Source organism: Thermosporothrix sp. COM3, from assembly GCF_059696735.1.
In genome coordinates, this window is record NZ_AP019376.1 from 2,594,911 (window position 1) to 2,606,938 (window position 12,028).

Annotated in this window: 14 protein-coding genes and 1 pseudogene; 5 read left to right on the plus strand and 10 right to left on the minus strand. The window is 53.5% G+C overall.

What is annotated here, in order from left to right:
• Positions 1-124: 124 nt before the first annotated feature.
• Complete coding sequence (locus KTH_RS11250; RefSeq protein ID WP_111320810.1) at positions 125-1,738, minus strand: FAD-dependent monooxygenase; 1,614 nt, start codon at positions 1,736-1,738, stop codon at positions 125-127.
• Between the two features lie 281 nt (positions 1,739-2,019).
• On the opposite strand from KTH_RS11250, the gene KTH_RS11255 reads away from it, so the two are divergent.
• Positions 2,020-2,367, plus strand: coding sequence for a DUF1801 domain-containing protein (locus tag KTH_RS11255; protein ID WP_111320812.1), 348 nt, complete (start codon positions 2,020-2,022; stop codon positions 2,365-2,367).
• Between the two features lie 240 nt (positions 2,368-2,607).
• Here KTH_RS11255 and KTH_RS11260 read toward each other — a convergent pair whose 3' ends face one another.
• From KTH_RS11260 to KTH_RS11270, 3 genes and pseudogenes are all read right to left on the minus strand, one after another.
• The gene (locus KTH_RS11260) at positions 2,608-3,186 is read right to left on the minus strand and encodes a dihydrofolate reductase family protein (RefSeq protein ID WP_111320814.1); all 579 of its coding nucleotides are present in this window, start codon (positions 3,184-3,186) and stop codon (positions 2,608-2,610) included.
• A gap of 254 nt (positions 3,187-3,440) precedes the next feature.
• The gene (locus tag KTH_RS11265) at positions 3,441-3,602 is read right to left on the minus strand and encodes a hypothetical protein (protein WP_170142461.1); all 162 of its coding nucleotides are present in this window, start codon (positions 3,600-3,602) and stop codon (positions 3,441-3,443) included.
• Positions 3,592-4,449, minus strand: a pseudogene (locus tag KTH_RS11270) (Tn3 family transposase). Before KTH_RS11270 ends, KTH_RS11265 begins: the two are co-directional and overlap by 11 nt.
• On the opposite strand from KTH_RS11270, the gene KTH_RS11275 reads away from it, so the two are divergent.
• Positions 4,422-4,838, plus strand: coding sequence for a recombinase family protein (locus tag KTH_RS11275; RefSeq protein ID WP_497618598.1), 417 nt, complete (start codon positions 4,422-4,424; stop codon positions 4,836-4,838). The pseudogene KTH_RS11270 and the gene KTH_RS11275 overlap by 28 nt on opposite strands.
• Here the strand turns inward: KTH_RS11275 and KTH_RS11280 are convergent.
• Both KTH_RS11280 and KTH_RS11285 read right to left on the minus strand, forming a co-directional pair.
• Complete coding sequence (locus tag KTH_RS11280; RefSeq protein WP_170142462.1) at positions 4,824-5,699, minus strand: alpha/beta hydrolase; 876 nt, start codon at positions 5,697-5,699, stop codon at positions 4,824-4,826. The genes KTH_RS11275 and KTH_RS11280 overlap by 15 nt on opposite strands.
• Positions 5,700-5,734: 35 nt before the next feature.
• Positions 5,735-6,130, minus strand: a complete 396-nt coding sequence (locus KTH_RS11285; protein ID WP_111320822.1) for a hypothetical protein — start codon at positions 6,128-6,130, stop codon at positions 5,735-5,737.
• A gap of 417 nt (positions 6,131-6,547) precedes the next feature.
• Here KTH_RS11285 and KTH_RS11290 point away from each other — a divergent pair, with 417 nt between their 5' ends.
• Both KTH_RS11290 and KTH_RS11295 read left to right on the plus strand, forming a co-directional pair.
• Positions 6,548-7,069: a PadR family transcriptional regulator gene (locus KTH_RS11290; protein WP_111320824.1), complete on the plus strand. Its 522-nt coding sequence runs from the start codon at positions 6,548-6,550 to the stop codon at positions 7,067-7,069.
• A 201-nt stretch (positions 7,070-7,270) separates the two neighbouring features.
• The gene (locus tag KTH_RS11295) at positions 7,271-7,609 is read left to right on the plus strand and encodes an antibiotic biosynthesis monooxygenase (RefSeq protein ID WP_137686282.1); all 339 of its coding nucleotides are present in this window, start codon (positions 7,271-7,273) and stop codon (positions 7,607-7,609) included.
• A gap of 224 nt (positions 7,610-7,833) precedes the next feature.
• On the opposite strand, the gene KTH_RS11300 is transcribed toward KTH_RS11295, so the two are convergent.
• The 3 genes from KTH_RS11300 to KTH_RS11310 all read right to left on the minus strand — a co-directional run bounded on the left by KTH_RS11300 (position 7,834) and on the right by KTH_RS11310 (position 10,262).
• Positions 7,834-8,934, minus strand: a complete 1,101-nt coding sequence (locus tag KTH_RS11300) for a winged helix DNA-binding domain-containing protein (protein ID WP_111320828.1) — start codon at positions 8,932-8,934, stop codon at positions 7,834-7,836.
• Positions 8,935-8,954: 20 nt separating this feature from the next.
• Positions 8,955-9,398, minus strand: a complete 444-nt coding sequence (locus KTH_RS11305) for a nitroreductase/quinone reductase family protein (protein ID WP_246046443.1) — start codon at positions 9,396-9,398, stop codon at positions 8,955-8,957.
• 141 nt (positions 9,399-9,539) lie between these two features.
• Entirely contained in the window at positions 9,540-10,262 is a 723-nt protein-coding gene (locus tag KTH_RS11310; RefSeq protein WP_497618602.1) for an SDR family oxidoreductase, read from the minus strand.
• Between the two features lie 103 nt (positions 10,263-10,365).
• Between KTH_RS11310 and KTH_RS11315 the strand changes: the two genes are divergently transcribed.
• Positions 10,366-10,974 carry a TetR/AcrR family transcriptional regulator gene (locus KTH_RS11315; RefSeq protein ID WP_497618604.1) on the plus strand — a complete coding sequence of 203 codons (609 nt, stop codon included), beginning with the start codon at positions 10,366-10,368 and terminating at the stop codon, positions 10,972-10,974.
• A gap of 49 nt (positions 10,975-11,023) precedes the next feature.
• On the opposite strand, the gene KTH_RS11320 is transcribed toward KTH_RS11315, so the two are convergent.
• Entirely contained in the window at positions 11,024-11,935 is a 912-nt protein-coding gene (locus KTH_RS11320) for an LLM class F420-dependent oxidoreductase (RefSeq protein ID WP_497618606.1), read from the minus strand.
• Positions 11,936-12,028: the final 93 nt, after the last annotated feature.

The following is a 12,028-nucleotide window of genomic DNA, read 5'->3' on the forward strand; positions in this document are numbered from 1 at the left end:
GGCTGTTTTTCCTGCTCTCATACAAAGCCTTTTGCTAGAATTAAGTACAGCCTCTTTTGAGGCAGAAAATCCCTTGATCCTGTCAGCAACGAACAGAGCAAGATCTTTCCGCACGATGTCCGTACTATTGATTCAGGCAGAGGATGCGCTTCACTGCCCGCGCAAGCTGTCCGCTCGGGTCATGCTCCGCCGAACACGTGCGCCACGCAACAAACAAATCCGGTCGCACCAGCACCGCCCCCGTTGCCTCTACTCCATAGGCTTCACCGAAACGGCCTGCCACATCCTTCCATTCTTTGCCAATCATGCACACCTGAAGGGGCAAGTCCACCTGTTGGGCCGCCTCTTTCCAGATCTCCCCCTGCTCCCCCACCAGCAAGGACCACTTCCCGGCACAGAGATCAATCGTCGAAACGGCTTTCCCATCCCGCTCCACATACAGGTTCGGGATACGCGTTCCCGGCTCTCCATTCAGCGTGGCAGGTGGCTGCGTCAAGGCGGTCTGCTCAGCGGCACCCTCGGTTATGATCGCAGCGCTTCGATATCGATAACCGAACACCAGTTCGTCCGTATCGATCATGCGGCTCTCGCCGGTTCCGGTGCGATAGAAGTAGCGTTGCCGCGTCTGCTCCACTGTCAGGTTTCCGATGGGCAGCCGCTCTTCCTCATAGGTTCGCAGCAACGCGCTCCCGGCCTTGCCTGAATGAACAAGCGCCAGCTTCCATGCGAGATTAAAGGCATCCTGAATGCCGGTCCCCGCACCAAGCCCACCACTGGGTAGAACCGCATGTGCGGCATCACCGACCAGAAAGACGCGCCCCTGTTGATACCGCTCGGCTGCTCGGGCCGCCTGCTCCCACATGCCTACTTTCACAGCGTCCCAGGGATAGGCAGGCAGGATCTTCACATCTAGATCAGGCACACCAACAGCGATCCGGATCTGCGCGATACAGCGTTCGTCGGTCATGTCCTCACGCCGCTCCCCTCGTTCGGGATGGATAGGAGTGCCAAAGCTCCAACGCCGCTGATTATCCAGAGGCATCACCCCCCCCTGCCCATCAGGTAATGCGGGGTTACTGATATAGTACAGATACACATTCCGACCTCGTAACACATCAGACAAATCCGCTTCAAAAGCGATATCTGTCATATAGGCGATCGTGCCAGGTCCCTGCGTCTTGATGCCGAGCGCCTCACGAATGCGGCTCCGGTTCCCATCAGCAGCGATCAGGTAATCAGCGCGAACTCGCCACTCACGTCCATTTGTGCGATCACGAAGGAGAGCGCTCACGCCCGTTTCATTCTGCTCAAACGAGATCAGCTCTGTACTGAAACGAATGTCACTCCCGAGCTTTCTTGCCTGCTCGATCAGAATCGGTTCAAGGGTGTCCTGACCGATCACGGTTCCCGTCGTCGGGGTCAACGCGGAAAGATCAGGAGAGGCTCCTTCATCCAGCACAACCATCTCCTCCGAAGCAAGGGACGACGTTCGGATCATGCCATGATTGGCCGCTGTAGGCGATTGCGCCGCTCGAATCGTCTCCTCTAAACCAATGGCGCGAAAGAGCTCCATCGTACGTGCATTATAGCCACGAGCCCGAGGTAAACGCGCCGGTTCCGGATGCTTCTCAACGACCAGCGACGGAACGCCGTGCCAGGCCAGAAACAGAGATGTCGACAATCCGACCAACGCTCCGCCTGCAATTAAGATGGGAATATGCTGTTCTTCTGTATGCACAAGTTTCCTCTTTCTGCACTGCTATGGTATACTCATTACTGCAAGTCCCTTGCATCAGTCAAGGGAGTGATAGTCTATCATATCTCAACCCATAACGCAAGTGGCTTGCATTAATATCCTCATCGCACAAGGTCCCTCCTCATTAACATGCGAGAGCAGCGCACCAGAGCCGCCAAAAACAAACCATTCAGGACCGTCTCTTTTCTCCGTTTGTCAATATTTCCACTTTTTCAGAGCAGAAAAAGAAAAGAAAAGGGAGAATACAAATAAAGGAGAAATGTATGAACCCGGAGATTACAGAGTATATCGAGAAGATAGAGCAGCCCTGGCAGGTCGAGGCATGTAACCGCTTTCGTCAGATCATTCTGCAAACGGTGCCAGAGGTTGAGGAGTTGAAACAATATGGCCGCCCCCACTATAAAAAGAATGGCAAATACCTCTGTGTCTTCAATACCGCGAAGAAACATGTCAATGTCATGCTGTTTCATGCTCAAGCCCTTTCTATCCCCGAAGGCTATGGCGAACTCAGCCCAAACGGCGAGCGCGTTACCGCAAAGCTACAGGAAGGCCATCAATTCGACTATGACCTCTTCACAAAACTGCTGCAAGAGGCAGCCCAAACCCTCTAAACGATCGGTCGCGGCTTCACTGGATGAGGCCGCTTCTTTGCTTTTTGGGCCAGTGAAAGAGTAAGCAAACGCAAGGCAACCAGATGAGGCCGCTCTTTGCTTTTTGAGGAATATGGAAAAAGAAGGAATCAAGGTGGGACAAGCTATAGATGCTTCTGAGGAGAAACCTAAAAAGAGGACATAAGGGGAAGAGAGCGCCTTCAGGAACTACCTTACAGGCGCCATCTCTTCCCGCCTCTGTTAGAGCGCTTTCGGCTGATAGGTCAGCAACACAACGCCGGAAGGATGCGTTTTCGTCTCGACCAGTTGCAATTTCACGCGATTCTTGCTTTCAGGGAATAGTGGCTTCCCGCCTCCCAGGACAACCGGATGCACAAGGATCTGATATTCATCGATCAGGCCAAGCTCGGTAAGCGCCTGAATCAGGCTGATACTTCCATAAACGATGATATTGCGGCCCGGTCCCTGCTTCAACTGTCTGATCTCGTCCGCGTTCACCTCTCGCACCAGCCGTGAATTGTTCCACTCGGCCTTCTCGAGCGTGCGGGAAAAGACGATCTTCTCCAGTGCAGTAAGTTGGCGAGCATACTCTTTTTCCTCCTCAGAGGCATTGGGATTATCGGGCACATAAGGCCAGGAACCGGCAAAACTCTGGTAGGTCACGCGACCAAGCAAGAGCGTATCGGCGGAGCGAACGAACTCAGACTCGTACAGTCCCATTGCTTTGTCATAGGATTCGCCGACCCAATCCATCTCACCATTCGGTCCTGCAACCTTGCCATCAAGAGATATCCAGGTAGTCGTAATGATTTTTCGCATTGTTTTTCTTCTCCTTATCTATATGTCTTACGTTTCATTCCGTCTCTATCATACTATTCTCGATCGAGAAGAAAAACCGGAAACATCATCAGTCTGAAATTGAGGGTGAGCTAAGATCCTGGCGATTTTGTGCAGTAAAGCAATTTGTTATCTTGGCGCAGGGCTGAAGCCGGGTTGTCTTCTGGCTCCAGCTCGTTTGGGGTGACGGTTGTGAGGAAGAGGAAAGAGAGAAACGTCCTCTGTTCCCTCCCGGCTTACGCAAGCGTTGGTACCATCTCCTCCTGTTCCTGTTCTGACTCCAGTTCAAAGGCCAGATCATCGGTTGGCGGGGCAGCAATTTGGGACAAGTCCTGCTCATCATCCAAAGCGTTTGATATGGCGCGTCTGGTAGGGCGAGAGAGCTGCTCATTCGTCAATGGTCGGAATCACCCCTTCCTTCGCCCGGGTATTGAGCGCGGCGTTGAGTTCAATCACATTGTCCAGCATGACGCCGTTGGCAATCACGCCCGTATATTTGACGCGCTTTTCCACTTCCTCTAAGGCTCGCTCCAAGAGCGCATTGCCATAGGCAAAAAGAATCCAATCCTCAAAGTTATTGTATTGCTCGGTTTTGTTCGTGCTTCGATGAATGATCTCGCGGTGCTTAACATCCAAAATGAATTTGAGCAGGAAGATGGTCCGCTCGACGCTTCCCAGAGCGTGGAACGCCTGGTAGAGCCGATTTTTGCGGCTGTAGGTCGGGCACTTGCCCAGGAGCATCGAGGACAGAACTTTTCCCTCCTGGATCGAGATCACCACGCGCAGCAGATCCGCCAATGCGTTTTGATCCGTTCCCAATCAACCACCTGATCGCCAAACAAGGATTCAATATGGGTATAATGGGGCGCGCTGTCTGGACGGTAAAAGGTCAGGTCTTCCCAGTTGCGGATACGTGGCATCAACTCGATGCCGAGTAAGGAGGACAGACCAAAGACGGGCAGGTTCTGCCCTGGTATCCGCTTGAACGGTGGTGAGTTGAATGGAAGAGCGGTTGCGAATGAGTCCATCGAGCATACAAATGGCTTCCCAGACCCCACAGGCGATAAAGTGGCTAAAGAGGCAGATCAGCAACGCGAGGCGCTTGTCCGCCGAAAAGTTCCACAGGTTCGTGACATGCAACGCCTGCGCCTCTTCCGCCAGGTACTTGACTTTCGTCAGGCGAACCCTTCGAGAAGGGGTTGCATGCTCCCAAACGATTGCAACCACGTCAGGCGAGCAAGCCATTCACTCTCTTGGTCAATGCGCTCGTCCAACGTGGGATTCGGCTGATCGCTTTAAAACAGCAGATTGATCTGACCGACCACGATATGAGTTCTAAGATTATCGTGACCGTTTTTTCTCTCCTCGCTGCACTGGAGCGCGATTTGATCAGCATGAGAACCAGAGAAGCGCTGGCTGCCAAGAAAAGCCAGGGTATGAGACTTGGCAAGCCAAAAGGAACCATTCAGAAAAGCAATTTTGACGCTGACCTGCCACGGATCAAGGAATTGCTCCATGTTGGGCTTTCCGTGCGCAAAATCGCCACCATTCTCAACTGTCCAAACCATCACTCACCCAATACCTACGTCAGCAAGCGTGGGCTACGCGGGCCAGATTCGTCAAAGAGCAAGTGAAGAGCTGGCTTCACCTGAGCATACATACACATTTTCGCCAGGATCGCGCGTCCACTCTCCACTCGTGCTCTTTTCCGTATGCGCAGTCAGTTGATTGAGAAACGCCAGACTGGCTGCGATGATCTGCGTCCGTGCCTGGCTGCGTGTGATCGTAGGCTGTCCATCACCATCCTGGACCCCATAGTCACCAAAGTAGCTATGGATACCTCCCTGGATCACGATATACCTGGTGGTGACGGGGAGCAGGTGTTTGGCGGCGGCAATTTTGTCTGGCGTCGCCAATCCATCGTGAGACCCTGAGACGGAGAGCACCTGCAAATGAGAACGGTGTGACAGGTCTCCATTGGGATAGGATGCGAAGAGCAAGAGTCCCCGAATCTTCCCATGATTGGCGGCATAGTCACTGGCGGCGACTCCACCGAGCGAATGCCCGCCGACTGCCCAGACCGCTATTTCTGGATGTGCGGCAATCACATCATCAGCCCGGTTCTCTGCCAGCAGTGCTATATTCAGTGGCATTTTGAGGATAAAGGTCGCATAACCATCTTCTGCCAGCGCGTGCATCGTGATGGCATACGCAGCCGGGTCAACTTTGGCTCCCGGATAAAAGATCAGCCCAACTCTCGCCCGCGTAGAGGGAAGAAAGGAGATCATCTCATCATTTTGCGTCACGGTCACGCCTGGGGTGGTGTGTAATGCGGCCATCGCATCAGCGCTCGCCGCGTAGGGGCGTAACCAGATAACCAGAGCAATTGTCACTCCAAGCAAGAGGAAAAGCATAACAAGAAGTGCCAGACGCCAGAAGCGGGGTCTGGGTTTTCCTTTTTTCGGAGGGACTGGTTTCACAGAGGCAGTATTCATCAAGACCCTTTCTTCTTGTGGTTTGCGTGTCGTCATCAATTGGCGGCCTGTGTTTTTGCCTGGCACAGAGCGCGACCAACGACCATCCCACCAAGGCACATAGAGAAAATATTGAGAACGAGGTGGATCGTATTCATCGCCTCAATTCCAACAACCGCGCGCCACAGATCCTGATTCACACCAACCACGGCCACCGCACCACCGACAAGGAAAAAGACGATGCCAAGGGCAAGATTTTTGCCTGGAAGCAGAAACGATGTGGCGATGCCAATTCCCCAGAGGGAGAGCACAAAAAAAAGACTAATGAGCATATGGATTTCGCGTACACCCTCAGCAGGGACAATCCAGCCGGCCCAGAAGTACAGACCTAAAAGAATCGCGAACACAAAGGTGAGACGCAGCGTCAGAGAACTGACACATAGCAATTTCATAGGGATGTTCTCCTAACAACCACACGAGTGGAGATGTTCGATCTGGGAGAGATAGCACCGAATCGATAGCAGAGGCAAAGGTGTTACCCCGATACTTCACCTGCTGCCAGTCCAACCGCATTCGCCTTTTTTATTCTGGCTAGAGTGTCCAGAGAGAGAGCCCCTGCGATGATCGGGTCAAAGGTGCGTCCAAGCCCAGCAATCCCTTGAGAGAAGCTGAGAATTTCTCCCTGTGCCCTTCAGGAGCAATGAGCGAGAGCACCGCAGCGTTGGTTGGTGTAACTGCGCCATCTCTCATCGAAACTGACTAATCTAACTCGATTAAATATACCAGAGGTGTACAAAATAGTCAAGATCGACTATAATGAAGGGCACCATCTGAATGAAAACAGCTCTTGGAGAGAGAGGAGAAACCTGATGGATGAACGGATGCTTCTTTTGCTCGGATTATTGAAAGCGCAGAGACAGCATGGCTATCAAATGAATGAGTTTATTGAGCACAATCTCAAGCCTGTCATCGACATGAAGCGTTCCACTGCCTATAGCTTGCTAGATCGACTGTGTGAACTGGGATATGTGGAGAGCAGTACGCAACAAGAAGGGAAACGACCGCGGAAAAAGGTCTATACCCTGACCGAAGCAGGGGAACAGGTCTTTCTCGATGCCTTGCGAGCACATCTTTCTCAGGCGGGACAGATGAGCATCCCTTTTGAGATCGGCTTGATGTTTGTCGATCACCTTCCCTCAACAGAGGTCCGTGAGGTTTGGCAACAACGGCTGCACCAACTGGCTCAACACATAGAGGTATTGGAAGCTGCTCCTACTCATGGAGTAGGACAAGGAGTTGACTTGGCCCTTGCCCATAGGAAAGCCATGCTCAAAGCTGAACACCAGTGGCTTGTGGAGGCACTTGAGCAAGGCGTCTCCGAAGACCACTAGGAAGTTGCTGGTTTTTCTCTCGTTCGGACTTCCCAAAAGCCCCGTTTCCTGCTGAAACGACAGTGACTTGTCACGGGGCTCAATGGAGCACACTGGTGGCATAAACGGTCACATTTGACTATTTCCCATCAAGCTGCTAAGATACTCATAGTCGATTAATCGTATTCGACTATTTTGCATTGAGAGGCGGTTGATAAGGGCGTGTCTCATCAACCAACAAGGAGAAAAACACATGTTCATTGCGGTGAATACTATTGCTGGTCTGGCGGCAATGACAAAATGCTTCAGGCATTTAAACATGCTGCTCCTGCTATGAAACAGTTTCAAGGTTTTATCAGTTTGGAGATCTGGACAGCTCCTGATGGTTCAATGCAGGCAATCTCACGTTGGACGTCTCAAGAGGCATTGAACGAGTATACGACCAATGCCCTCTTCAACCATCATCATGGCGGTGCCTCAGGCAAACAGATGAATATTCCTGGCCAGGTTTCATACTATAGCTGGAATAACACTGTACAAGGAGAACACATTGCGTTGTGATCGATCTGTACAGTCATCCTACCCCTACCTCTATCAGATGCGCCATATCAAACGTTTAGCAATGATGAACTCCACCTGTCCCAAATTGCTGCACCGCCGACTGATAGTCTCGCTTCATACTCAGAGTCTTGGATAGCCTTTTTGGGCTGTTTTGCTCTTCAGACTTTCTGTTCCTACTGTGGGCAAACCCCGAATATTACAAATTGCTTTGCTGCACATTTTCGCTAGGATCTCAGTCCACCCTCAAATTGAATCTCGTATCGCTCGGCATCTTCGTCGATCCAACGAAGCAGCCGCCCCCCTTCTACTTCCAGCTCATGCCGATCCCGGGTCGAGAGCGTCGCGAAGGGCTCAATGAGCAATCGAGCAGTGGACCCACTCCGTTGCGTCTTCCATGTTCCTTTCACAAAGCCATCGAGCAGAAACGTGTTCATCCCCTGGATCGCGACCCATCGATATTGATCTGCAACGACCCGACAGCGCTCCTCATGGGCAAGAATCAGATTGTCGAAGCAAGGCAAGAACCGAACAGGTGCAGGCACATCAGCCACGGGGCGGGGTGCATCGGGCAAGTCAAAGAGTTCACGCCCCTGCTCATCCCGAAAGGTGCATAATCGGGAACGAAGCCGCTCAAAGATCTCCTGCATCTTGCTCAATCCCGACCACACCTGCATATCCTTCACTGATGCCGGGCCAAAGGCCGCAAGATAGCGTAGCACCAGCTCCTCCCGCGCCTCAGGAGAGGCCACAGGAGCCCGCCCTAGCCACGTTACAGCTTCGGTGAGCAGACGCTTCCCCGTCGCTCCCCATGCAGCGGATTGAGGCAGATGGAGAAGTGCAAGGTACATGGATAGGGAGCTCGCCATATGTGCCGTACCCATTCGAGGGTACAATTCACCTACTTTTTGCTGCACCTGAGCTCGAGTTCGCGGCTGCTCGCGCAGGAAGGCTCGCATTGAGCCTTCCATATGCTGCATATCAAACCCCTCGGTTTTCGCGGCCACAAGATGCAGATGACGACTCCCGACAGGCTGAAGAACAGGGTGAAAGCGAAGATAGTCTTCTGTGGCCAGGAGATGCAGCGTCCCCCGAATCGAGAGCGACTTTACCACCTGCTTCGCTTCAAGCAACTGCATCAGCTCAGAGCGAGGGAACGCCTGTAGCCTTGTCCACAGCCCGATATAGGGCGCGTCAGGTTCCTGCCCCTGGATCGCGACAAGCTGCCGAATCAGCTCAAGCGGAGAAAGCGAGGCCCGCACAAGCAGATGCTGACGCGCCAGTGTCGCACGGTTTAACTCTCGTATGGTCAGGAGCCGCCTCGTCATTCTGTTCTCCCTGCCTTTCTCTATTTGCTGATGCGCTCCAGCGCAACAACCGGCACATCATCAGGAATTTGCGCAGCCATTTCAGCATACTCTTCCGAACGCGCTGCCCCCTCCTGCAACATCTCACGAGCCTTCTTCAGAAAGGGCGCTTTCTGCTCCCCATCCAGTATCTGTGCAAGCGCTTCAAAAGCCTCACCATTCACCTCGACCTTCACTCGGGGGTTGGCCTTGAGATTGTAGTACCAGTCGGGGCGCCCGCTGCCCGGGAGCACTATCAGGCGCTCACCATCGGTCTGATAGCCCAGAGGCACCGTATAGAGCTTGCCGCTTTTCCGGCCGGTTGTAGTGAGCAAAAGAAGCGGAGCACCTTCATAGAACCCGCCAACCTTTCCACCATTCGCCCGAAACTCCTCGATAATTTTGTTGTTCCAGTCCTTTACCTGACTCATATCAAAGTCGCTCATATATCTTGTTTATTCCTTTCTTGTTTCTTGCTCTCAGTATACGAGAAAAAGCGGACAGAAATGGTCCTTTTTTTCTCCTTTTTTGACTCAGAATCCCAAAACAGGCATCATCTCCCCGGATCACCTGCCTTCCCTGCGTTTCTACCAGGGGAGTCGCCCTTTCTCATCAAAGAAGCCCCCTGTTGGTCCGTCCGCTGACAGCGTTGCCAACTGCACTGCGACAGCGGCCCCCTGCCGAGGCGTGCGCGTCGCTGTCGGGTTCATATCGGTCGCCACCCTTCCCGGATCCGCCGCGTTGACCTTGATTCCCGCCTGCTCCAGCTCTTTCGCGAAGTAGATCGTGAACGCGTTCACAGCCGCTTTCGACGAGCTATAAGCAACGCTGAAATGTAGCAGCAAGTCGGCAGGAGCTTCGCTACTCATGCTCAGCGAGGCCAGCCCACTCGTCATGTTGACAATACGCCCCGCCGGCGAGCGCCGAAGCAACGGGATCATTGCCTGAGTGACGGCAAAGGTGCCAAACACATTAGTCTCGTATATAAACCGTAAGGAGTCCGGGGTCTGCTTGCTTGGAAGCGCCTTCTCAGGAGCCACGACCGCCGCATTGTTCACCAGCACATCAAGCCGGGCATAGGTATCCTCAATCAAGCGGGCGGCGGTGTCAATGCTGCGCTGATCGCAAAGATCAAGCATGATCGCCCGCGCCTCAATTCCCTCTTCCTGTAGCTTCCGCGCCGCTTCATCACCACGCGCCCGCGCCCCGATCAGCACAAGCATCCCCTGCTCTCCCAACTGGCGAGCGATCTCAAAACCAATTCCTTTTGTCGCGCCCGTCACGAGCGCAATCTTTTTCTCCTGTGACATCTCAACACTCCCAAACAAGAGGGCTTACGGCCCTCTCCTTTTCATTAGATTTCCTATTATTGAATAGAGCAAACTCTATTGAATAGTATGATATAATCAATCTATGGCACATGTCAAGAGATCATATACATCGCTTCAGCGGCAGCGCCAGGCCCGGGCCACGCGGGAGCGTATCACCACATCGGCAAGGCGGCTTTTCGCGCAGCACGGTTTCGCAACCACCACGATGGAAGATATCGCTCGTGATGCCGAGGTTGCCGTTCAAACTGTCTATGCCGCGTTTGGCTCAAAGCGCGGAATCTTGCTGGCACTTCTTGATAGCATGGAAAGCGAGCAGCCAGCAGTCAGTGACGAGATGGACCCGATAGCTCAGATTCGGCAGTGGGCGCACGCGGCACGTCTCTATTTCGAGCGAGGTGCCGATCTGATCGATATTGTCTGGAAGGCCGGTTTAGCGGATCCGGATCTACTGGCAGCATGGCGCGAGGGTGAGCGCAGAAGACGAGCAAATGTAGAGGAACGAGTCAGAGGATGGGTGGCACGGGAGCTCTTACGCCCGGGGCTTTCGGAACAGGAGGCAACTGATATTGTATGGACACTGCATGCACCGGAGGTCTTCCGGCTTTTTGTGAACGAATGTCACTGGTCAGGCGAGCGCTATGAAGCATGGCTCGCCTCGGAGATGGAGGCGCTGCTTCACAGGCCAGCCTGAACAGCAGGGGATATGGTCTCGAACCGCTTCTGGCCCGAGACCATGGACTCTATGAGCGCCCGGCCACCTTGAACTTCTCGGCCTCGGGGATAACGCGTGTCGCCAGGAGATCAAAGACCTCGGGATCAGTCACATTCAGCAGCGAGATGATCGCCTGATCGACTCCCAGTTCGGCAAGCTGCCCCAGACGATCGAGGAGTTCTGATACTGAGGTCGTACCGTTGCGCCCATCGGCAGTGAGCGTCAGGCGATCGGCGGTCGTCTTCTCGATCTCCTCATAGGGACGTCCAAGCCGCTCACAATGCTCACGCAGCACTTCGAGCTTACCCCGAATTCCTTCCACGCCAAGCGCGCCAAAGATATTACAAGCGTCGCCATATTGAGCAACCAGCCGTAGTGTTTTGCGCTCACCAGAGCCGCCGATCATAATCGGGGGATGCGGCTTCTGCACGGCTTGCGGCGAATTCAGCGGACGCTCAAGCGTGTAGTACTTGCCCTGAAATGGCGACTCGTCACCTTTCCACATCTGTTGGGCAATCTGTAACGTCTCTTCCAGCCGCTCAAACCGCTCTGCCAGCGAAGGGAAGGGAATTCCCAGACCTCTGTGTTCCTCCTCATTCCAGGCCGCACCGATGCCAAAGTAGGCCCGCCCATGCGAGAGCACATCCAGCGTTGTCGCGGTCTTTACCAGCACGCCGGGGTGACGATAGGTGATGCCTGTGACCAGCGTCCCGAGCTTGATGCGGTTAGTACGACCGGCTGCGAAAGCCAGCGCACTCCATCCTTCCAGCATCTCGTTCTCGGCAGGACCGACAACCGAGATTTGAAAGAAGTGGTCCATCACCCAGAGGCTATAAAAGCCAGCCCGCTCAGCTCGCTCTGCGATCAAGCCGAAACTATCTCCAAGCTGACTCTGACCTTCAGGATAGGTAAAATTTTGAACCTGCAATCCAAGACGCATGCTTTACTTTCTCTCCTTTTTTACTGACCACACAGATAGCTCGCAGCAAGTCGCACCCTGCTTTCCTTCATCACGTTTCACGGAGACCTGTTG

Bases quoted from the DNA above. Each gene is read 5' to 3' on its own strand.
- KTH_RS11280 (WP_170142462.1), bottom strand. From the start codon at position 5,699: ATGAATACTGCCTCTGTGAAACCAGTCCCTCCGAAAAAAGGAAAACCC.
- KTH_RS11300 (WP_111320828.1), bottom strand. From the start codon at position 8,934: ATGACGAGGCGGCTCCTGACCATACGAGAGTTAAACCGTGCGACACTG.
- KTH_RS11255 (WP_111320812.1), top strand. From the start codon at position 2,020: ATGAACCCGGAGATTACAGAGTATATCGAGAAGATAGAGCAGCCCTGG.
- KTH_RS11285 (WP_111320822.1), bottom strand. From the start codon at position 6,130: ATGAAATTGCTATGTGTCAGTTCTCTGACGCTGCGTCTCACCTTTGTG.
- KTH_RS11260 (WP_111320814.1), bottom strand. From the start codon at position 3,186: ATGCGAAAAATCATTACGACTACCTGGATATCTCTTGATGGCAAGGTT.
- KTH_RS11320 (WP_497618606.1), bottom strand. From the start codon at position 11,935: ATGCGTCTTGGATTGCAGGTTCAAAATTTTACCTATCCTGAAGGTCAG.
- KTH_RS11305 (WP_246046443.1), bottom strand. From the start codon at position 9,398: ATGAGCGACTTTGATATGAGTCAGGTAAAGGACTGGAACAACAAAATT.
- KTH_RS11290 (WP_111320824.1), top strand. From the start codon at position 6,548: ATGGATGAACGGATGCTTCTTTTGCTCGGATTATTGAAAGCGCAGAGA.
- KTH_RS11310 (WP_497618602.1), bottom strand. From the start codon at position 10,262: ATGTCACAGGAGAAAAAGATTGCGCTCGTGACGGGCGCGACAAAAGGA.
- KTH_RS11315 (WP_497618604.1), top strand. From the start codon at position 10,366: ATGGCACATGTCAAGAGATCATATACATCGCTTCAGCGGCAGCGCCAG.